The 21,821-nt window shown below is 63.5% G+C and carries 15 protein-coding genes; 6 read left to right on the forward strand and 9 right to left on the reverse strand.

Annotation, left to right across the window (positions count from 1 at the left end; translation table 11 throughout):
- Nucleotides 1–97: 97 nt before the first annotated feature.
- On the reverse strand, nt 98–1,234 hold the full coding sequence (locus AB4Y77_RS02015; RefSeq protein ID WP_442012842.1) for a YlbL family protein: 1,137 nt from the start codon (nt 1,232–1,234) through the stop codon (nt 98–100).
- A 209-nt stretch (nt 1,235–1,443) separates the two neighbouring features.
- On the opposite strand from AB4Y77_RS02015, the gene AB4Y77_RS02020 reads away from it, so the two are divergent.
- Entirely contained in the window at nt 1,444–2,907 is a 1,464-nt protein-coding gene (locus AB4Y77_RS02020; protein WP_442012843.1) for a zinc-dependent metalloprotease, read from the forward strand.
- 67 nt (nt 2,908–2,974) lie between these two features.
- On the opposite strand, the gene AB4Y77_RS02025 is transcribed toward AB4Y77_RS02020, so the two are convergent.
- The 3 genes from AB4Y77_RS02025 to nudC are packed head-to-tail and all read right to left on the reverse strand — an operon-like array spanning nt 2,975 to nt 6,701.
- Nucleotides 2,975–3,583, reverse strand: coding sequence for a M48 metallopeptidase family protein (locus AB4Y77_RS02025; protein WP_442012844.1), 609 nt, complete (start codon nt 3,581–3,583; stop codon nt 2,975–2,977).
- Complete coding sequence (locus AB4Y77_RS02030) at nt 3,583–5,715, reverse strand: ATP-dependent DNA helicase UvrD2 (protein WP_442012845.1); 2,133 nt, start codon at nt 5,713–5,715, stop codon at nt 3,583–3,585. The genes AB4Y77_RS02025 and AB4Y77_RS02030 overlap by 1 nt, the downstream gene beginning before the upstream one ends.
- Complete coding sequence (gene nudC, locus AB4Y77_RS02035; protein ID WP_311212777.1) at nt 5,712–6,701, reverse strand: NAD(+) diphosphatase; 990 nt, start codon at nt 6,699–6,701, stop codon at nt 5,712–5,714. Before nudC ends, AB4Y77_RS02030 begins: the two co-directional genes overlap by 4 nt.
- 172 nt (nt 6,702–6,873) lie before the next feature.
- Here nudC and AB4Y77_RS02040 point away from each other — a divergent pair, with 172 nt between their 5' ends.
- Entirely contained in the window at nt 6,874–8,157 is a 1,284-nt protein-coding gene (locus AB4Y77_RS02040) for a macrolide 2'-phosphotransferase (protein ID WP_442012846.1), read from the forward strand.
- A gap of 29 nt (nt 8,158–8,186) precedes the next feature.
- On the opposite strand, the gene AB4Y77_RS02045 is transcribed toward AB4Y77_RS02040, so the two are convergent.
- The 3 genes from AB4Y77_RS02045 to AB4Y77_RS02055 are packed head-to-tail and all read right to left on the reverse strand — an operon-like array spanning nt 8,187 to nt 15,477.
- Entirely contained in the window at nt 8,187–11,720 is a 3,534-nt protein-coding gene (locus AB4Y77_RS02045; RefSeq protein WP_442012847.1) for an ATP-dependent helicase, read from the reverse strand.
- Nucleotides 11,717–15,064: an ATP-dependent helicase gene (locus AB4Y77_RS02050; RefSeq protein WP_442012848.1), complete on the reverse strand. Its 3,348-nt coding sequence runs from the start codon at nt 15,062–15,064 to the stop codon at nt 11,717–11,719. The genes AB4Y77_RS02045 and AB4Y77_RS02050 overlap by 4 nt, the downstream gene beginning before the upstream one ends.
- Nucleotides 15,061–15,477 (reverse strand): MGMT family protein, encoded by a 417-nt coding sequence (locus AB4Y77_RS02055; protein ID WP_311212781.1) that lies wholly within the window; start codon nt 15,475–15,477, stop codon nt 15,061–15,063. The genes AB4Y77_RS02050 and AB4Y77_RS02055 overlap by 4 nt, the downstream gene beginning before the upstream one ends.
- A 66-nt stretch (nt 15,478–15,543) precedes the next feature.
- On the opposite strand from AB4Y77_RS02055, the gene AB4Y77_RS02060 reads away from it, so the two are divergent.
- The 4 genes from AB4Y77_RS02060 to AB4Y77_RS02075 all read left to right on the forward strand — a co-directional run bounded on the left by AB4Y77_RS02060 (nt 15,544) and on the right by AB4Y77_RS02075 (nt 19,041).
- Nucleotides 15,544–16,254 (forward strand): 3'-5' exonuclease, encoded by a 711-nt coding sequence (locus AB4Y77_RS02060; protein WP_442012849.1) that lies wholly within the window; start codon nt 15,544–15,546, stop codon nt 16,252–16,254.
- Between the two features lie 325 nt (nt 16,255–16,579).
- Nucleotides 16,580–17,530 (forward strand): ABC transporter substrate-binding protein, encoded by a 951-nt coding sequence (locus AB4Y77_RS02065; protein ID WP_311212783.1) that lies wholly within the window; start codon nt 16,580–16,582, stop codon nt 17,528–17,530.
- 12 nt (nt 17,531–17,542) lie between these two features.
- The gene (locus tag AB4Y77_RS02070; RefSeq protein WP_105690693.1) at nt 17,543–18,307 is read left to right on the forward strand and encodes an amino acid ABC transporter permease; all 765 of its coding nucleotides are present in this window, start codon (nt 17,543–17,545) and stop codon (nt 18,305–18,307) included.
- Nucleotides 18,304–19,041, forward strand: a complete 738-nt coding sequence (locus AB4Y77_RS02075; RefSeq protein ID WP_207594071.1) for an amino acid ABC transporter ATP-binding protein — start codon at nt 18,304–18,306, stop codon at nt 19,039–19,041. The genes AB4Y77_RS02070 and AB4Y77_RS02075 overlap by 4 nt, the downstream gene beginning before the upstream one ends.
- 64 nt (nt 19,042–19,105) lie before the next feature.
- On the opposite strand, the gene AB4Y77_RS02080 is transcribed toward AB4Y77_RS02075, so the two are convergent.
- Together AB4Y77_RS02080 and hemL are read right to left on the reverse strand one after the other, a co-directional pair.
- Nucleotides 19,106–20,377 carry a glycoside hydrolase family 3 N-terminal domain-containing protein gene (locus AB4Y77_RS02080; RefSeq protein ID WP_442012850.1) on the reverse strand — a complete coding sequence of 424 codons (1,272 nt, stop codon included), beginning with the start codon at nt 20,375–20,377 and terminating at the stop codon, nt 19,106–19,108.
- A 111-nt stretch (nt 20,378–20,488) separates the two neighbouring features.
- Nucleotides 20,489–21,808, reverse strand: a complete 1,320-nt coding sequence (gene hemL, locus AB4Y77_RS02085) for a glutamate-1-semialdehyde 2,1-aminomutase (RefSeq protein ID WP_442012851.1) — start codon at nt 21,806–21,808, stop codon at nt 20,489–20,491.
- Between the last annotated feature and the right edge of the window lie 13 nt (nt 21,809–21,821).

Raw genomic sequence — 21,821 nt, forward strand, 5'->3', positions numbered from 1 at the left:
GTCGGTATGCGAGTGGTTGACATTCTCTGCCGCTGGGATATGGCGGAGGCCGTCATATATGCCACGAGTGGCGGTGGAGCTAAGTTCCACCGCCAGTCTAGTTGTTTGTGCAGGTGGGAAGGCCCGTCGTGTCTTCTCCCGACCCGAGCCGTTCCACAGCGGATGTGGCATCGGCCAGTGTTTCGACCTTGACCACCTGCAAACCATCGGGAACATGGCCCACGACGTCAGCACAATTGGCGGCAGGGGCCAGGAACATGGTGGCCCCTTGCTGGCGTGCTCCGACCATCTTCTGGGCTATTCCACCGATGGGACCCACTGCGCCGTCGGCGGTGATGGTTCCGGTGCCAGCCACGTGTTTGCCGCCCGTCAGGTCGCCCGGGGTGAGGTTGTCTACGATTCCGAGGGCGAACATCATTCCGGCGCTGGGTCCACCCACGTTCTCCAGTGAAATGCTGCTATCGAACGGGAACGTGAAGTCACTGGCCAGGAGCACACCCAGGACATAGCGGTCGGCCGAATTCCTGGTGGGCGTGATGGTTTCCGTCACCGGAGCCCCCTTCCGCTCGACCACGACGACGGCCGGCGCCCCTGCACCGGCAGCCAACTCGGACTGGATGACGCTCATGGACGTAATGGCTTTGCCGTTGATCGACTTCAGGAGGTCGCCCTCCTGGATTTTCCCGGCCGAGGGTGAAGCTTCCGAGAGTCCAGCGACATTCAGCCGTTGCTCAAACGGGATTTCGAGCTCCCGCAATGCGGCGGCGAACGCATTCTCCTGGGACGTCTCCATGGCAATCTCGCCCTCTTTGACCGTTTGCTCAGCGGTGGTGCCCTTGGGGTAGATCAGCTCCTCGGGATAAATGGCTTTGGAACTGTCCAACCAGGCCCGGAACACATCAAAGATGGTGGCCGGGCTCTTCGGACCGCCGGTCATGACCACGGTGGTGAGATCCAGGTTGCCGTTGGCGGGGAAGGACTCGCGTCCTGAGATCTTGATAACGGGTTTATCGCCGTCTTTGCCCAACGTATTGAACGTAGGCCCCGCTGACTCAATAACGTAAGGAACCGGCAGGGCGGCAGCGCCAATGCCGAGTCCCAATGCCAGCAGGCCTGAGATCACCATGATCATGTACCTGGTGTCGCGGGGAGGTGCCGGAGGCACCGGGGAGGGATCGGCGTCGGGCGCTTGACGCGGATCCAATGAGCCCTCGGGGCTGGGCGAAGTAAGCATGGAGGCCTCTCTATGCCGGCATGACGTGACCGGTTCCATGGCTGTTGCCACCAAGACGGATGCGGCACATACCAAACATCAACACTACGCGGTCCGACGTTGGCGGGATGCTTTGCCTACAGCGAACGACGCCGCATCCGGGCAGACAGCGTTACGGCTGCGGGGTACGGTGAAAGAGATCACCAGCCAGTTCGACGATCGGCGGCACCATGACATCCAACCCCAACAATCCGTCCAACGACGACGACACTCCCAAGGATCCGCTGGCAGAAATGCTGCAGAACCTGATGGGCGGCCAGGGTATGGGCAACATCGATCCCGCCGAACTGGCCAAGGCCGCCGGCCTGCCCAACGATCCCCAACTGCTCCAGCAGATGTTCGCGCAAGTCCAGGCCATGATGAGCTCCACCTCCGAGGGGCCCGTGAACTGGCAGCTTGCCCATGAGAATGCGCGACGGGTCGCAGCGGCAGGCAGCGATCCCTCAGTGAACGCCGTCCAGGCCCGGGAGATCGACGAAGCCCTCAGGCTTGCTGAACTTTGGCTGGACCCCGTGACTGATCTTTCAGCAACCGGCCTGATCGGCCGCGCGTGGTCCCGGGCAGAATGGGTGGAGGCGACTCTCGGTACGTGGAAGCGCTTGACTGAACCCGTGGCCAACAGCGTCGCCAACGCCCTGTCCAACGCGCTCACCCAGCAAATGCCCGAGGAAATGAAGTCCATGATGGGCGGTGCTTCGTCCATGCTGCAAAACATGGGCGGCGCAATCTTCGGCATGCAGCTGGGGCAGGCCATCGGCGCGCTTTCGGCCGAGGTCGTCAGCTCCACCGACATCGGCGTTCCCTTGGCTGACCTGGAAATGGCGCTGCTGCCCGCCAACGTCGCCAAATTCGGTGAAGGCCTCAGCCTCCCCGAAAACGATGTCCGCCTGTTCCTTGCCGTCCGTGAAGCGGCGCACGCCAGACTGTTCGTCCAGGTTCCGTGGTTGCGTGGCCACCTCCTGGGTGCCATCGAGGCTTACGCCCGCGGCATCCACATTGATATGTCCCGCATTGAAGACCTGGCCCGGGACCTTGATCCCAGCAACCCTGAGGGAATCCAGGAAGCTCTCTCTCATGGTGTCTTCACGCCGGAACGGACTCCTGTACAGACGGCCGCTCTGGAGAAGCTCGAAACCGCCCTCGCTTTGGTTGAAGGCTGGGTGGACGAGCTCACCGCGGAGGCCACGGACAAAGTCCTACCTTCTGCCACCGCGCTCCGCGAGACGGTACGTCGTCGCCGCGCCACCGGTGGACCGGCCGAACACGCGTTCTCGTCCCTTGTTGGCTTGGAGCTTCGCCCCCGCAGGCTCAGGGAGGCAGCCACACTGTGGGCAACGCTAAAGGAAGAGCGCGGCATTGCCGGCCGTGACGCGATCTGGCACCATCCTGATCTGCTGCCCACCGGTGAAGACCTGGACGATCCCAAGGGCTTCTCCGAACGCCGCCGTTTGGCCGAAGCCAGCGACAGCGAAGTTGACGACGCCCTGCAGAAGCTGCTCAGCGGCGGCTATGACACCACCGAGCCCGGGGACACTGACGCCGCTGATGCATCGGAAAAGGGCGATTCTGCGGAAAACACCCCTGGCAACGAAACCGAACAAGATGACACGGACACCGACGGCCAAGCCAAGTAGGCGAGCCCCCGGAATTCTTGGAACTAACGCAGCAAGGGCCGCCATGTAACTGGCGGCCCTTGCTGCGTTAAGGTCCTGTATCAGGCGCCACCTCTGAATCCGGCGGAAGGCCCCTGGACGTGGCAAAAGCAACGCCTTCCAGGAAGGCCTTCGCGCGCTGCGTCTCGGGATACGCCTCCACGAGCTTCCAGAAGTCGGCGTTGTGCCCCGCCACCAGCAAGTGCGCGAGCTCGTGCACCAGAACGTAGTCGATAACCCATTGCGGCATGGACTGAAGTTTGTTGGACAGCCTGATGGTGCCGTCCGCCGGAGTGGCAGAACCCCATCGCGAATTCTGGTTGCTGACCCAGCGGACGGACGTTGGGATGGCCCGCCCGCCTAAGTAGGTCCGAGAAAGATGCGCGGCGTGTTCCGCGAGAACTTCGTCCGTCGCGGGTCGTCGCCGGCCTTGGCCTGACCGCTGCTCGCCCTGCTTCTTCAGCTTGGCCAGCATGCGGTGGACCCACTCCCGTTCCTGGGATTTGGTGAAACTGGCCGGGATGGCCACAACGGCTTTGCCATCCTCCCAGAAAGCAGCGACAGTCCTTCGCCGTCTGGCTGATCGGCGCACGACCACGGGAGCGCCGTCGTCGGTGACCAAGGGAACGTCAGCGTCCGCAGCAGATCGGCGCGCCATCAGAGCTCGGTGCTCTCAGCAAGGACCGCCAGGACCGCTTCGCCGTAGCGTTCCAGTTTGGACGGTCCGATTCCCGCCAAACCGGCCAGTTCCTCCAGAGACGATGGCTTGGCTTCGGCGATGGCAGTGAGCGTTGCATCAGTGAAAACAACGTAGGCAGGGACGTCGGCGGACTTCGCTTCATCCTTGCGCCATTGCCTTAGCGCATCAAAGGTTTGTTCCTCATAGGACGGTGGGCACTGGTTGCAACGTCCCACCTTGCGTTCGGCACCGCTGGCGAGCATGCTGCCGCACACCCTGCACGACGCCGGTACGGCAGCTTTCCGGCGCGTAGGACCTGTCTTGCTGCGGGCGTTTGCGGACGCCACAGAGTTGGGGCGGAGCCCGTCAAGGAATCGCGATGGCTTGCGGTTGGCACGGCCACCCGGCGTGCGGGCTGTGGACCAGGACAAATTCAGGTGTTCCCGTGCCCGGGTGATTCCGACGTAGAGCAGTCGTCGCTCCTCATCGACGTCTTCCGGGGTGTCTGCGAAAGAGATGGGCATGAGTCCTTCGCTGAGGCCCACCAGAAACACCGCATCCCATTCCAGTCCCTTGGCCGCGTGAAGGGATGCGAGGGTGACCCCTTGAACGGTAGGTGCGTGCTGCGCTACCGAGCGTTCCTGGAGTTCGTTGACGAAGTCAGCCAACGTAAAGGCGTCGCCGCGGCTGACCGCCAGTTCATCAGCCAAAGCGACCAAGGCCGCCAAGGATTCCCATCGTTCACGGAGGGCACCGCCGTTGTGCGGCGCGGCGTCGGTATAACCAAGCGAGGCGACGATGTCCCGGACGATCTGCCCCAACGGTTCCTGCGGACCTTCGGCTACGGCCCGGGTTGCAGCCCGTAGTTGGAGGATGGCATCGCGGACTTCCTTGCGGGCGAAGAACCGCTCGCCGCCACGAAGCTGGTATCCAATGCCGGCTGAAGCGAGTGCCTGTTCGTACGCTTCGGACTGGCCGTTGGTGCGGAACAGAATGGCGATTCCGCTGGCCTTGACTCCGGCATCAAGCAGTTCCTGGATCCGGCCCGCCACCACCGCAGCCTCAGCTTCGTCGTCCGGGCATTCCATGAAGCGCGGTTCGGGTCCAGTTGGCCTCTGGGCCACCAGCTTTAGCGGCGGAGCCCAGGCAGCGTCCGCGACCGGTCCACCGCTTCGCCGGGACCCGAGGAGGTCATTGGCCAATTTCACCACTTGCGGGGTGGACCGGTAATCGCGGATCAACTTAACGACGGTGGCATCCGGGAACTGCGCTTTGAATCCCAGCAGGTGCTTGGGTGAGGCGCCCGTGAAGGAGTAGATGGTCTGGCTGGCATCGCCCACCACGCATAGCTCGTTCCGACCACCGAGCCACAGATCCAGGAGCCGCTGTTGCAGCGGGGAAACGTCCTGATACTCGTCCACCACGAAGTGGCGGTACTGTTCCCGGACCGTTGCCGCCACTTTCGGATCTTCTTGGAGGATACCTACGGTGATCAGGAGAACGTCTTCGAAGTCGATGACGTTCCGGTCAGTCTTGATGTCCTCGTATGCCTGGAAAACCCTGGATACCGCGGTGAGGTCAAACCCCCCGGGGGTTCCGCGGTCCTGGGCGTTCTCAAGGTAGTTGGCGGGCGTGAGCATGGAGACTTTTGCCCACTCGATTTCTGCGGCCAGGTCCCTGATGGTTGCGCGGTCGGTGCTGAGCCGGAGCCTGCGGGAAGCTTCTGCGATCATATTGGCCTTGTGGTCCAACAGGTTCGGCAACGTACCGCCAATGGCCTGGGGCCAAAAGAACTGCAACTGCCTCAGGGCAGCCGCATGGAAAGTACGGGCTTGGACATTCGCCACACCCAGGTCCCGAAGCCTGCTGCGCATCTCTGCTGCAGCCCGGGCCGTAAACGTTACCGCCAGCAAGCGCTGCGGACTGTAAACGCCGGAGTGGACTCCGTAGGCGATGCGGTGGGTGATGGCACGCGTCTTTCCCGTGCCCGCTCCCGCAAGAACACACAGGGGTCCAGTCAAGGTACTTGCTACTTCGCGCTGTTCTTCATCCAAGCCGCCGAGGATGCGTTCCTCAAGTGAGCCACCGGCGTCGAAAATGTCTTCCGTCACGGCTGGAGGTCTTCGATAACGCCGCCATACCAATGTTCAATCAGAGAACGCGCAATGGACAGGCGGGTGGAGATGGTGATCTCGCCGCTGGAGACAGCTGCCTGCAACTCTTCACGGCTGAACCACCGCGCCCTGGTGACTTCAACGCCGTCCGGCCGGGCAACCGAGTCTTCAGTGGTGGCGGTGAAGCCCAGCATCAGCGACGCGGGAAACGGCCAGGACTGAGAGCCGAGGTACTGGCATGCCGACACGCGCACGCCTACTTCTTCCCCGATTTCCCGGACAACCGCCTGCTCCAGCGATTCGCCAGGTTCCACGAAGCCCGCGAGAGTGGAGTAATTCCTGGCGTCCGTGGGGCCGCCACCGCCCAGAAGAAGGCGGCCGTCCGGACCTACCACCGTGACGATTATCGCCGGATCCGTCCGGGGGTAGTGCTCTGAATTGTCCTTGGGGCACCGACGCACCCATCCGCCGGCCTCGATGTCCGTGGGATTTCCACATTGCGGGCAGTGCGTGTGCGTCGCGTGCCAGTTGGAGATTGCGCTGGCCTCGATGAACAGCGCAGTATCGCTGGCGTCCAATCGCCCGGCGACTTCGCGGAAGCCCGCCCATTGGGCATCGGCGGGCACCGTGGCGGTGCCCGCCGCGGGGGGTTCAGCTACCGTAAACAACAGAACAGGTGTGCCTTCAAGCAAAGAAGACGATTCCAAAGTGATGCCAAGGTAAACAGCCGCGGTGGCGCCGTGATCTGCTCCATTGAGGGCATTCCACAGGGACGTGGCGTCCCCGAACCACAGTCCATCAGCGGTCACGAGTGCCTTGCGCTGGGAAACGACCATGGCCTTGGCCGTGCCGGAAGCCACAAGGTCCTCCACCATGCCGGGCTTCATCCGGATCCCGGAGCCACGATCCACCATGGCAGGGCGCACTGGAAGAACAGTATCCATCAGGTGGTTGGCCAAGGCCGGTGACTCCGTATAGCTCATGCATCTACCGTACTGATTCGTACCGACAAAAAACATTTGGGAGGGTCCCCCCTTGTGGATGCATCCGGCCCGGGCGTTAATTGCCTGCAGAAATGCCCTGTTTTACGGCGGATCTGAAGACTCGCCGCACTGCATCATGGCCACAGGCCCTGATCAATCTACCGTTGTAAAGGTGAGAAGAACACCGCTCGAACTGGCCGCTGTAGCAACCGCGGCGGTGCCTGGCCTGGCGCCGACGGCTACAGCCTTTTCCCCCGACGACGACGCCGACTTCGACTCGGCGTTGCTGCTCGACGCGGATGGTAAACGCTGGCGTGTCCGTTCGCCGCGTCATCCGGAGGCCAGCACCCGGCTGGAAACTGAATTCATGGTGCTGCGCGCCTTCGCTCCGTCCATTCGCGCAGAGCTGCCCTTCCACGTGCCGACCGTTGCCGGCACTGTGCGCCAAGGCGATCTCACCACTTTTGTCTACACCCATCTGCACGGTGGAATGCTCTCCATTGAAGAGCTTTCTGCCGGGAGTCCCGCCCTTGCCAGGGAGATCGGCTCAGCGCTGGCTGCCATTCATGACCTCCCGTTGACCTTGGTGACCAACGCGGACCTGCCCAGCTACTCTGCCAACGAGTTCCGGCAGCGGAAGCTCAATGAGCTGGACCAAGCGGCAACCACCGGCAAAATTCCGGCCACCCTGCTCCGGCGCTGGGAGCACGCCCTGGAAGACGTGGCCCTGTGGCGGTTCAATACCTCGGTGGTCCACGGTGACCTCCACGAAGACAACCTCATGGTGCAGGATGACTCCGTGACTGCCCTGACAGGCTGGACCGACCTCCGGATTGGTGATCCGGCCGACGACTTCGCATGGTTGGTGGCATCGAACGAAGCGTCATTCGTTGAGTCCGTCCTGGACCACTACACCCAAGCGCGCCGTGAGACGCCCGACGTTCACCTGCTCCGGCGGGCAGCGCTGTTGGCCGAGTTTGCGCTGGCCCAGTACTTGGTCAAGGCCATGGCGGCCGGGCACCAGACCATGACGGCGGAGGCAGAGTCAATGCTTCAGACACTCTCCGATGACATTGACGAGCAAGCGCGGCGTGATGAAGAAGCAGCACAGGCGGCCGAGGATGAGGCCGCTGAAATCCAGGCTGCCAAAGTGCAGGCTGCCGCCACTGCAGCAAGCCAAAATCCTCCCGTGAGTGTCGCGGCCATTCCCGACGCCGGACCGACGGTTACGGTGGCAGCCATACCGGAGACGTCTGCCACGTCCCAGGAGCCGCTTCTGGAGTCAGCGCCAGAGGGACCCCCGGCCACGGAATCAGCTGCTGACGCAGCTGCACCCGGGAAGGCCGTCCGACCCGAGGGCGGCGACTCCCCCAGCACCAACGATCCAGACGACACGTCCACGGCCGCCATCAGCGTAGTCAAGGTGACGCCGCTCCATACAGCTGATCGGTCCTGACACCACTTGGCCCCCAGTGCAGGTCGGCCCTAGCGCCCCTGGCCGCTGGTCTCCAAAGCCTTGGCAACGATCTGCTCGAGTTCATCGGCTGTTCCCAGATCGTGCGGCTTGACCACTAAGTCATCCGCCACGTAGTAGAACGCCGCGCTGACCTCTTCGAGGGGCACACCCTGGAGCCGGGCCCAGGCCAGCCGGTATACGGCCAACTGCACGGCACGCGTCGCCAACTGTCGGCCCGCGGGTCGTCGGCCGGTTTTCCAGTCGATCAACTGCCAGCGACCGTCCGCGTCGCGGAACACGGCATCGATGCGTCCCCGGACTACGACGTCGCCAATTCGAGTTTCCACGGGCACCTCGACGAAGGCGGGCGCGCGTTGGGCCCACTCGGACTTTTTGAACGCCGCCACCATCTCATCCAAGCCGTAGGCCTCGTCGATGTGGGAATCCGAACCCGGGGCCTCATCGAGGTCAAGCATGCCCGTGGTCCCGAAGTACTCTTCAACCCACGCATGGAATGCCGTGCCTTTACGCGCCGAAATACCGGGTTCGCGTGGCACAGGCCTGCGGAGCTGCGAAAGCACGGCAGCCGGGTCCGCGCCGAGGTCCACGAAGAGAGAGGCAGAGATGTGGCTCGGAAGGTGGACGTCCTGGGTGGTCTTGCGTTGCTGTTGACGGTCGAGGAGCAGGTCTGCCTCCTGGGCCCATTTCGCTGCCGCGCCGGTGAGCTCAGGGACCTGTATCCGTGATGGTGCATCGGCGATGTACGCACGGACGTTGGCCGCGGCCTGGTCCATGGCCAGTCTGCGTCCAGGAGCCAGCCTAAGTCGGAGGCCTGTGCGGGGATCGGACGGACCTTCAAGGGGGTCATAGGGGAACCCGGCAACTTCAAGTGTGGTCGTCAGTGGGCTTTCCCCAGGGAGTGATTCTTCGGCCACGGACTCGGGATGAACTACCGCTGAGCCTGTCCGGCCGGCAGGCGTTCCACTACCTTCGGCTGCAGCATCTCCCTCAACTCCAGCAAGAGGTGCCAGATCGGAGAGAAAAGCGGACATGCCGGCCATTCCGGAGCGCGAACCGTTCCAGGCAGCACTGGACGCCCACAGGACGAACTTGGCCCTGGTGTAGGCCACATAGGCCAGCCGCCGCTCCTCGGCCTCGCCGTGATGCTGGACCTCGGACTTGAAATCCTTCTCTGCGTCCAGCCATCCCTTTTGGTCTGGCTGGTCCAGGTCCCACTGCGGAAGGTCGGCGCGATCGCCCCGCAACGGCCAAGGCAGCGCCGCAGCGCCACTGCTCCATCGTGAATCCCTGGTGCTGGGGAATGATCCGGCATTGAGGCCGGGGACGAAGACGACGTCCCATTCCAGCCCCTTGGAGGCGTGGACCGTCAGCAACTGCACAGCTTCCCGGTTGGTCTCCACAGGGGCCAGATCCAATCCACCTTCTTCGGAGGCCGCTGCCTCCAACCACGACAAGAATGCCAGCAGATCAATCCGCTGGGATGTCTGCAGGAATCCGGCCGCAGCATCCTGGAAGGCATCCAGGTTGCGGCGGGCCTGGTGGATGCTGATTCCCGGCTTGGCGGCCACCTCGATATCCAGGAGCATGGCGCGTTCAACCTCGCCAAGGAGCGTGGTGAGGTCATCCCCAATGTAGCTCCGGAGGGAACGAAGCTCCGAGGCAAGGCGGGTCAGTCGTTCCAGGGCAGGGGCGCTCAAGGTGCGACCACGCCCGGACGTCCAGCCGGGCTTGGGCAGGAAGTCAAGGGCCTCCACGAGGCTCGAGGCATCGGTGATGTCGCTTTCAACCACCACTGCGTCCGGTTCCTCATTGTCATCCATGGGTTGGGAAGCGGGGCCCAGGCTTGACCGGCGGCGAGCCAGGAAACGCGACCAGTCATTGAAGGCCATCAGGTCTGCCGGGCCAATACGCCATCGTGCCCCGGCCAGCAGCCTCATCAGGGCATCCGACCGCCCGGGATCCGCCAGGACCCGCAAGGTAGCCACCAGGTCCACGATTTCCGGGGTGTCCAACAGGCCGCCAAGGCCCACGATCTCGTAGGCGATTCCCTGCAGTTCGAATTCCCGGCGAAGGCACTCCATCTGCGCCCGCCTCCGGCACAGGACAGCCATGGTCGGCTTGACGGGCGTCCCGTCCTTCTCTTCCTCGAAGACTGTCCGTTTGTAGCGACGGACATCGCGGACAATGACGGCAGCTTCGTCCTCATCCGTGCTGAAACGGCCAATCACGACGCTTCCATCCACCGCCGCCGGACTAGGCGCCAGCGCCGGGACTGAGACGTTGCCTGCTGTGTCCCTGTCCCCTGCCGGGCCGTCCGTGGCCGCAGCTTTGTTCAAGGGCGCGGCGATGGTGTTGGCTGCCGCAAGGATGTTCCTGCCGTTCCGCCAGGCGGTGGTCAGGTAGGAGGTTGGAGCCACTGAATAGGTCTCTGCGCCGCCTGTGGTGTCCGGGTGCCGGACCGGGAACTCCTGCACAAAGTGGAAGAGCTGCCCGGCAGAGGCACCCCGGAATCCGTAAATGGACTGGTTGGGGTCCCCCACCGCTGTCACGGCGTGGCCTTGGCCGAAAAGGCGCGAGAAGAGCACCAGCTGGGCATGGGAGGTGTCCTGGAATTCGTCCAAGAGAACCACCTTGTACCGGGCCCGTTCCGTAGACGCCGCGAGTGGAATGTCGCTGGCGATCCTGGCAGCAAGGGCCACGAGGTCCCCAAAATCGAGGACTCCGCGTTGCCGCTTTGCTTCCTGGTAGCGCACCACCATGTCTGCCACGCTGGCGCGGGTCCGGAGCATGGCGGCCAACGATGCCGCTGCCTGTGTGGGATTTTTGCTGGCACCAGCCACGTAGGGAAGCTGCTCGAAGGTCTCCACGCGCTCCAGCACCCAGTTGCGTACCGAACCGGGATCCTGAAGGTGTTCGGCGCACTCCCCCGCCAGCTGGATGACGGCGTTGACCAAAGTGGACTTGGCCGCCGTGAAATGCTCGTAGTCGCCGTCGTAAGCCTCTACTACTTCGCTGGCCAGCTGCCAGGACTGTGCCCCACCCAGCAGGACGACGTCGCGCTCGATGCCCAGCCGCAGCCCATAATCGGTCACAATGCCGCTTGCGTAGGAGTGGTAGGTGGAGACCTTGGGTTCGAGGTCGTCAGCCCCCAGGAGCCCGTCGGGGAACCCGATGCTGCCATCGTCCTCCGCCGCGATGCGCTGGAGGGTGGCCAGTTTGCTCCGGATACGGCTGGCCAGTTCACCGGCAGCCTTCCGCGTGAACGTCACGCCAAGCACTTCCTCCGGACGGACCCACCCATTGGCAACCAGCCACACCACCCTGTCGGCCATGGTGGCTGTCTTGCCGGAGCCAGCCCCGGCGATCACCAGCCGGGGTGACAAGGAAGAGGCAATGATGTCCGACTGTTCGGCAGTGGGATGGTTCTTCTCGCCAAGGATGTCGGCCAGCTCAGACGGAGAGAAACGGGGTTCGGGAACATGTGTGCCGCCAAGGGTGCCAGGCAGCGCGGCGGCAAATCCGTCCAGGAGCTCTGTTGTCATTCCGTGACCTGCTTTCCTCTGGCGCACAACGGGCAAACATCCGGGAGGCGGCATCCATGGCCGCCATGCCCGCTCTTGCCGGGGTCATGGCGTGCTTCGAACGAGGCCCCTGCCATCAAGGCAGCGGCGTCGTTGACCAGCTCCTCCGCCCAGTTCACGGAAGGATCCAGGGGATCCTGCTGCTGCACTGCGGGCGTCTTTGTCTTGGTTCCCAAGTGGGCCAGCACCGCGCCACCGGGTGCGAAACCAGCAGCGCCGGTGCGGGACCCGGCGTCGGGCGCTTCTTCTCCGGTTCCAGCGTCCTGGAAGGCACCTTTGAGCACCGCTGCCTGATAGGCACCCAATTGCGGGTGCCTGGCAACGTCGGCCTTGCCAGGTTGGCGTTTGCCGGTCTTGAGGTCCACCACCACAAGCCGTCCCTGGGGATCAACCTCAAGGCGGTCCACCTGCCCCCGGAGCACGGCATGCCGGGTGGAAACCGCTTCGGGATCTGCAAGGTTCGCATCGAGACTGACGTCGGGAAGCTCTACTTCGAAGTCGTGCTCTACGGCCAGAAGGCTCCTTCCCTCGCTGCGCATGATGAGGATGTACTGCGCCAATTTGCGCACCATCTGTTCTGCACGTTGGAAGTCGAGCTTCCCTTCCCAGTTGTCCTTCATGCCCAACGTTGGCCACCGGCGGACGAGTTCAGCCACATATTCCGGTCCCGAGGCCTCGGGCAGTTCCTGGGCGATGCTGTGGACCAACGTGCCGAGGCTTCGCGCGAAATCAGTGGCAGCCTCACCACCAGCGGCCTGGACGAACCAGTCCAGCGGTGACTTATGGACAGCCTCAACCTTGGAAGGCGAGACGGAGACTATACCCCCCTCAGGGACAACAGGCTCCTTGGAACTCAGCGCCGCCAAACCCCACCATGTGTCCGGGTGGGCCCCCGGAACGGGTGGGTCCGTGCTGGCGAGCCGGGCCAGTATCCGCGCAGCTTCCTGCCCTGCACCGGTAACGCCTGCGCCATCGGCAACGGACTCCGCCGACTGTGCGTGCTGCCTCAGCTCCGCGACAAGCGCCCTGAGTGTCATGGGGCGGTCCACGGGCGTGTAGTCGCGTTGAAACTGGCCGGAATCCAACGGTGCGACGTAGTCCAGGAAAGCGGAGGGTTGCTCGTCTTCAGAGGAGACGGCCGTGCAGATCAAGACTTCACGGGCCCGGGAAACCGCCGTTGAGAAACTTCTGAGTTCGTCGTAGCGGATATCGCGGAGCTTGCTCAGTGGTCCCCGCTGCACGGCGTAGTCCACTCCATGCTCCACGGCATCGGCGTAGACAGTGCTGCCCAGCAGTTCGCCACGCAGGCGGGTGTTCGGCCAGACTCCTTCCTGGAGACCGGCGACGATCACCACTGGCCATTCCCGTCCCGCTGCGCTGGCCGGTGTCATGATCTCCACGCAGGCCTCAAGCTGGGCCCGTGCCGCAAGAGTGTCCATGGGAAGTTCCTGGTTCAACAGGTAGTCCAGGAACTGCTCAGGACCGGATCCAGGCAACTGGTCCACGAAGCGTTCGGCTGTATGGAACAGGGCCATCATGGCGTCGAGGTCGCGATCCGCACGTGCACCGGCGTTTCCACCCTCCAGCGCCATTTCAGCCCAGCGGGACGACAAACCGGTAGCCTGCCACAAAGCCCACAAAACAGACTCCGCATTGGCACCAGGCTGGGCAGCGGCTGTGGAACCTGCCGCGATCATGCGGGCAAGACGACGGGCCGCGCTGCCTTCAATTCCCAGCGATGCGAGCGCGCCGGGTTCCAGCAGCGCTTCCACCAGCAGTGCATCGCTGGACCTGCCACCTCCACCCAGAAGTTCCTCGCGCCTGAGTGACTGCCTGAGCCTGCGCAATTCGATGGCGGTGGCACCGCCGACGCGCGATGTCAGCAGCGAAACAGCGCTTTCAGGGGTCAACTTGGCCGGGTCCAGGACTATGGCAAAGGCCTCCAGCAGTGGACGCACTGCTACTTCGTCCCGGACGGCCGTGTCTGCCACTGGAACGCGCACTGGTATTCCCTGGCCACTCAGGTAGCGCTGCATCTGTGAGATTTGGCCACCGTTCCGCACGATCACGGCGATGTCACTGAACTCCCGGCGCTCCCTCAGTTGAGCTTCCAGAATCCGCTGGGCAACGTAACGCAGCTCGTGCACCGCCGATGGCAGCACATGCCCCTCCACCCTGCCATCACGGGCAGGCGACTCTCCTGCGGTGTCCGGACGTGGCGGCTGCTCAAGGCGTCGGGCCAATTGACCGCCGGAACGCTGGGAAATACGTGCCGCGACGCGCGTCCATGCCTCGGCTACCACGGGCAAGTGCCGGTGCGTGAACCACAAAGGACGTTCAGTGACCACGCCCTGCAGGCCCCCCAACAGGGAAGGCAATTCGGCCACAAGGTCAGGACGGGCACCGCGGAAGCCCTGCACTACGGTATCCGGGGAGTAGGTGACCACAACGTCCTTGCCCTCCGATATATCGGCGAGAAGTTCAAAAATCGCAGGATTGGATTCCTGGGCATCGTCCACCAGGATCAGCTGGAGGCGTTCACGTTCCGCGGCCAGGAATGCCGGCGAATCCTGAAAGATCTGGCGCGCCGTAGTGATGATTCCTGCGGGGTCAAAAGCCTCGGGCATGCGGAGGTCCAGGACGTCCCGGTATTCGCTGTACAGCTCCGCTGCGGCCATCCAATCGGGACGTCCGCACCCGTAGGCGAGCCCCACCAAATCCTCCGCCGTACGGCCGGACTCAATGATGCGGTCGAACAACTGGCGGATTTCGTGGCGGAAGCCCCGGGTGGGGAGGGCCGCGCTGAGATCCTCGGGCCATGGCAGCTGGAAACCCGGCCGCGCATGGCCTTCAAGGAGTTCTTTAATGATGAGGTCCTGCTCTGGACCTGACAGGAGCTTGGGGGGCCGGGCCAGCGGTATGACGCCCTCGGCTTTCGCCCGCCGGATGACGTCGAAGGCGTATGACGCCCAGGTGCGTGCCGGCGTCGTACTGAGGCTACGGTCCAGCCGTCCGGTGAAGGTGTCCCGCAAAGCCGCGGCGGCGTGGCGCCCAGGAGCAAGAATGAGGATCTGCTCCGAATTCAGTCCGTCTTCCCGGACGCGGCGCACTGCGGATTCCACGAGCACCGTTGACTTGCCTGTGCCAGGACCTCCGGGCACGAGGACGGGGCCGCTCCCCTGCCGGAGTGAAACGACTGCACGTTGGTCCGGGGATAAAACGGGTGCCGCGTAGTGGGTCTCTCGCGGAGGCAGCAGGCGAAGAGCGGCCGGTGCTTGGCGGGTTTTGGCAGGAGTGGCGGTCACACAGTCATTTCATCATCGGGCACCGACAATTTATGGAGTCGACGCTCCAACTGGTCAGAGATCACATCAAGTTGATCGAAGTCGGCGTCCGACGGCGCCCATCGCGCCGCTGTCAGGTCAACCCGCCAACGGCCTTCGCCCGTCCTGAGAAAGGCCTCGTAAGCACCATGCAGCGGAGTGGATTCCTGCAGGTAATGTTTCAAGGCGTCGATCTCGTGACCGGGAGGCGCTTCCCCGCTGGCCCGCAGGACGCGCCACCAGGCCACGGAGCTGCCATAGTGGCTCATCACTGCGCCGACCTGGCGCGGCCCGCCGGCACCCAGGAGCTCTGCCACGTCGCCGTAGGAGACTGCCGAACCCGATGGCACGAGGTCCACCACCGCCAGAACCGCCGTCACATACTCCATCCGCATGTGTTCAGCGTAACGGCAGGAGTGTCGCGCCCAAAGACTGTCGGACCCAGCCGGTAGCTTGAAGGTATGAGCTCCTGGAACACCCTCTCCCGTGCCGCATTCGACCTCGAGACCACCGGGAAGAACTCGCGGTCAGCGCGGATCGTCACCGCATCCATCACAGTTGTGGATGCCCACGGCGAGCTCATCGCAGAGCACGAGTGGTTGGCAGATCCCGGTGTGGAGATCCCGCTTGAAGCCAGTGAGGTGCACGGCATATCCACTGAGAAGGCCCGTGCGGAAGGCCGCCCGGCAGCAGAGGTCACAAGGGAGGTCGCCGGGGTGCTCCGAGGACTGTTCGACGACGGCACTCCAGTCATCGCGTTCAACGCCAGTTACGACTTCACGGTACTGGCAGCAGAATCTGCCCGCTACGGCGTGCCTCAACTGAGCCGCTTCCCCGTACTGGACCCCTACGTGATGAACAAGCAAGTGGACCGCTACCGCAAAGGCAAGCGCACGCTCACGGCCCTGTGCGAGGAGTACGGAGTTGACCTGAACAACGCGCACACCTCTGCTGCGGATGCCCTCGCCACTCTCCGTGTCCTGGACGCGATGGCCGGCAAGTTCCCCAAGCTGCAGATGCCGGCATCCACACTCCACCAGCTGCAAGTAGACTGGGCGGCGTCGCAAGCCGCCGATTTCCAGCAGTACTTGCGGCGCAGCAAACCCACCGCGGTCATTGAAGGCGAGTGGCCGGTCCTCCCGCCCGAAGACGCAAGCCGGGGCGGTTTCTAAGCCAGGGCGAGCACCGCCAGGATTACGTTCTGCGACGCATGTCACATGGTTTTCGGGAACCCGCGGTTGAGCCTCAGTCGCGCGCGGATTCCACAAGCCGAGCAAACGTCGGAACAGTCCAACGGTTGATGACCTTGACGCAGGCACTTTATTCGGCGTAATCGAGTGTGAGCCACCGTTTCTTCGATTCACCGCGCCCCGGTGGGCTGGTGACATAATTAAGTTTGGCGGGTTGAAGTCTGCTAGGGCAGCCAACCTCCTCCCGGTTGCCACATTCCCCGCCCACCGTGAAACGTCTCCGTGACCCGATGAAAGTGATTTCTTCATGAAATTCAAAACCCCTAAGTGGCTGTCTGTTGCCCCTGTGGCCGCAGCCCTGGTGATTTCCCTGGCAGCATGTGGCGGTGGAACCTCCGAGCCCAGCGGTTCGCCCACCGATGCACTGGCCGGCAGCGACCAGAAATCGCTCGACACGTTCACCACCGCCGAGGTGACGCCGCTGGACAAGATCGACAAGTCCAAGCTGGGCCTCATCACCGACGGCACCCTGCGCGTGGGCACCCTCTCCGACGCCCCGCCGAACATCTTCATTGACCCTTCGGGCAAGTTCACCGGCTACGACAATGAGCTCCTGCGCGCCATCGGCGACAAGCTGGGCCTCAAGGTCGAGTTCGCGTCCACCGACTTCTCGGCGCTCCTGTCCCAGGTGGGCAACAAGCAGTTCGACGTCGGATCCTCCTCGATCTCCACCACGGACGCCCGCCGCAAGACGGTCGGTTTCACCAACGGCTACGACTTCGGCTACATGGCGATCGTGACCAAGAACGACTCCAAGGTCACCGGCTTCGCCGACGTCAAGGAAGGCCTCCGCATCGGCGTCGTCCAGGGCACCGTCCAGGATGATTACATGACGAACACGCTCAAGATCGAGCCCGTCCGTTTCCCCGACTACAACACGGTCTACGGCAACGTGAAGAACGGCCAGATCGACGCGTGGGTCGCTCCTTCCCAGCAGGCCGAAGGCCAGGTCAAGGAAGGCGACAACACCAAGATCGCCGAGAAGGTCGTCAACACCCAGAACTTCACAGCGTACGCCGTGAACAAGGACAACCAGCCGCTGATCGACGCCCTGAACTCCGGTCTGGATGCTGTCATTGCTGACGGCACCTGGGCCAAGCTCACGTCCGAGTGGTACAAGGACCGTCCGACCGCTGCCGAGCAGACCCCCGAGGGCTGGAAGCCGGGCAGCAAGGCCGTCCAGCTCCCCGCCAAGTAACCAGGGCGTTCCATGGATATCCTCAATCAACTGGCCGAGTCCTTCTTTGACTGGGAGGCAATAGGCGAAGTTCTCCCCAAGATGTTCGCCGTCGGCCTGCCCAATACCATCGTCCTGGCCGTCGTCTCGGGCATCATCGGGACTGCACTTGGAATGCTGCTCGCCCTGATGGGGATTTCCCGGAACGCAGCAGCACGGTGGGTAGCCCGCATTTACACGGACATTCTCCGCGGGCTTCCTCCGGTGCTGACCATCCTGGTGATCGGGTTCGGTTTCGGCCCCATCATTCGTGAGCTGACGGGCTCTACCAGCCCGTATCCCATGGCCATCGCGGCGCTGTCCTTGATGTCCGGTGCGTACATCGGCGAGATCTTCCGTTCCGGCATCCAGAGCGTGGACAAGGGACAACTCGAAGCGACGCGCGCCCTCGGGTTCAGCTACGGCTCGTCCATGCGCCTCGTGGTGGTGCCCCAGGGCATCCGCAGGGTTCTTCCTGCCTTGGTGAACCAGTTCATCGCGTTGATCAAAGAATCCTCGCTGGTGTTCATGCTGGGTCTTCTGGCCACCGAGCGTGAGATTTTCCAGATCGGCAAGGATGCCGCCGCCAACAGCGGCAATCTGTCGCCGTACGTCGCTGCAGCCATCTTCTACCTCGCGCTGACCATCCCGCTCACGCACTTCGTGAACTGGATTGATGCCCGCATGCGCTCCGGCCGGCCGGAGAAGAAGGAACCGGACGAGGCAGCAGCAGTGGTAGGAAAGGGAGCCCAGGCATGAGTGAATTCGCTTCAGGAACATTGACGGCGAAGAACATCCATTTGTCCTTCGGCAGCAACCACGTGTTGCGGGGCATTGACCTGCACGTCGAGAAGGGCACCACGGCCTCCGTGATTGGCCCCTCGGGCTCGGGCAAGTCAACGCTCCTGCGTGTGATGAACCGGCTCATCGAGCCGGACCAGGGCGACATCCTGCTCGATGGACGTTCTGTCCTCAAGGACAACCCGGACGAACTGCGCCGCCGCATTGGCATGGTGTTCCAGCAGTTCAACCTTTTCCCCCACAAGACGGTGGCGGAGAACATCTCGCTGGCCCTGCGCAAGCTCCGTGGCATGTCCAAGGAACAGGCCCGCGATGAAGCCCTGGCCCAGTTGGACTTGGTGGGTTTGAAGCACAAGGCCGACGCACGGCCGGCCAACCTCTCAGGTGGACAACAGCAACGCGTTGCGATTGCCCGCGCGCTGGCCATGAAGCCCGAGGTCATGTTCTTCGATGAAGCGACCTCCGCATTGGACCCGGAGCTCGTCAAGGGCGTCCTTGCCCTCATGACGGACCTGGCCCAAGGCGGCATGACCATGGTGGTGGTGACCCACGAGATGGGCTTCTCCCGCAATGTCTCCGACGTAGTGACCTTTATGGACGCCGGTGTGGTGGTGGAGTCCGGTCCCCCGGAGCAGCTGTTCACCAATCCGCAAACGGAACGCCTGCAGGGCTTCCTGTCGGATGTCCTTTAGCCAGGACAAAAAACAAGCCTTGAGAACCCCGTCTTCCTTGCGAAGGCGGGGTTCTTTGCTGTGGTCATTGTCCCGCTTTGACCCGCAGCACTGTGAGGGCGGCGGCATCCACCTTGGCGCGGAAGGAGGCATCAGCTGTGGCTTTCTTCACCACGGCCTGGTACATGGCAGGAATGCTCGCAGGATCTGCACACACCAGCATGGTTCCACCGGCACCAAAGAAGTTCAGGGCGCGGTCTGCATCGGACCAGGCTTCCAATTGCGCGGCACTGCAGAGGTCGTCGGAAAGAACAATCCCCTTGAAGCCGGCGTCTGCACGCAACATGGTGTCCATCACCATAGGCGAGAAGGGTGCGATGTTCGCGGGGTCAATCTTGTCGTAGTAGGCATTCGATACCATGACCCACTGCGTACCTGATGTGATGGCGGCCTGGAACGGCTCCAAGGCGGGATCGTTTCGGGTGGTGGAGGTATCCCTGACATCGCTGGTGACATCGGTGTTGGGGACTACCCTGCCCAAGCCGGGGAAATGTTTCACTACAGGCGCCACGCCTGCGTCCTTCATGCCATCGGCAAACGCATTGCCAAGGGTCGACACCGTGGCGGGTGAATAGCCGTACTCGCGTTGGAAGTGGCCGATGGGGGCATTGGACGGAGCAAACTCCGGGCTGGTGACCGTGTCCAGCACGGGAGCGAGATTGACGTTGACGCCGGCGCTCCGCAGCTCTTTGCCCCAGATCGCAGCGTCGGCCCGGAGCTTTGCCTGCCCTGCCCCTGCCTGCACCAGCGCGGTGGGAATCGTTGAGAACCCCGGTCCTGAAAGAACCTGGACATACCCGCCCTCCTGGTCGGTGGCCACGGAGAGAGGCACACCGCCAGTGGTGGCAGCGGAAACAGTTCCCGTCAACGACGACACGACGGCAGCGGTGGCAGCACTGCCTGCTTTGCTGCGGCCGCTCAGGTAGACGTTGCCCGCATGATATTCCTTCAACGCCTGCATGGTTCCAGGCTCGGCGCCGGTGGCCTTGGCCGCCACCATGAACAGTTGGCCTACCCGCTGTTCAAGGCTCAACGCCGCCAACTGTTGCTCTGCGGCCGAAGGGGCACTGGCGGCAGGGGCAGCGGAGGGCGAGGGTGCCGCTTGTGAAGTGCTGGGTGGCGGGGTTACTGCCTGCGGAGTGCCTGACGCCGATGAGGCAGAGGGCGACGCCGTCCCTGCTGTTGGGGATACAGCGGTGCTTCCGCTGCCGCTTGAGCAGCCGGACGCCATGGCGAGCAAAGCTCCAGCCGTCGCGATGCTTACACCGAAGGATGCAATTGTCTGGGTCTTGCGCATGGTAAACCGTTAGTTCGTTGGGGGTGGGTTTCCACCTACGAGCCTACCCCGTGCGGAGACAGCAATGCCCCGGCCAAGTGCTCTCCGCACCTGACCGGGGCATCGACAGGGTCAGGCCTTAGCGCCCGCAGCAGCCTGGGCCGCTGCGGGAAGAGCCTCGAAGATACGGTTCATCGCTGCGTCGTCGTGGGCCGCAGACAGGAACCATGCCTCAAAGACGGAGGGCGGAAGGTAAACGCCCGAGTCCAGCATGGAGTGGAAGAACGGTGCGTAGCGGAAGCTCTCCTGAGCCTGCGCGTCGTCGTAATTGTGCACGCCGCGCGCCGAGGTACCAAAGGCAACCGAGAACAGGTTCCCTGCCCGCTGGATGGAGTGGTCAACGCCTGCAGCATCCAGGGCAGACGAAAGGGCCGCGGAGAGCTCCAGTGACCGGGCATCAACGTAGGCGTAGACCTCCGGTGTTGCATGGGTCAGTGTCGCTACGCCGGCGGCCATGGCCACGGGGTTTCCGGACAGCGTGCCCGCTTGGTAGACCGGGCCAACGGGAGCAAGGTAGTCCATGACGTCGGCACGGCCGCCAAGTGCCGCCGTCGGCATTCCGCCGCCGATGACCTTGCCGAAGGTGAGCAGGTCAGGCGCCCACCCTTCCTGGCGGCCTGTCAGGCCCCAGTAGCCGGAGTAGCCGGTGCGGAACCCGGTCAGGACTTCGTCCACGATCAGGAGGGCCCCGTGCTCCGTGGTGATGCGGGACAGGCCTGCGTTGAAGCCCTCTCCCGGCGTGACGACGCCCATGTTGGCGGGAGCTGCTTCAGTGATCACAGCGGCGATGTTCTTACCGTGGGTGGCGAAGGCGGCCTCCACCGCGGCGAGATCGTTGTAGGGCAGAACCAGGGTTTCAGCCGCTGTGGCCTCGGTGACGCCTGCCGAGCCCGGAAGGGCCAAGGTGGCCACGCCTGAACCTGCGGCGGCCAGCAAACCGTCCAGGTGGCCGTGGTAGCAACCGGCGAACTTGATGATCAGGTTGCGGCCGGTGAAGCCACGGGCCAGGCGAACGGCGGTCATGGTCGCCTCGGTGCCAGTGGACACCATGCGCAGGCGCTCGACGGCGGATACGCGGTCCTTGACGATCTCGGCCAGGTTGGCCTCATCCGGGGTGGAAGCCCCGAAGGACAGGCCGCGGTCCACGGCTGCGTGCACGGCATCGAGCACGGCAGGGTGGGCATGGCCCAGCAGCGCAGGCCCCCAGGAGCAGACGAGGTCCACGTACTCCTTGCCGTCGGCGTCCGTAAGGTAGGCGCCCTTGGCCGAAACCATGAACTTCGGGTTGCCGCCTACGGATCCAAAGGCACGGACCGGGGAGTTCACTCCTCCGGGCATGAGGGACCGGGCGCGGTCGAAGAGCTGGTCGGACACAGGGGTGTTGGAAGACATGGTTCCTATTCTT

Source organism: Paenarthrobacter sp. YAF11_1 (assembly GCF_052113445.1).
Classification (GTDB): Bacteria; Actinomycetota; Actinomycetes; order Actinomycetales; family Micrococcaceae; genus Arthrobacter.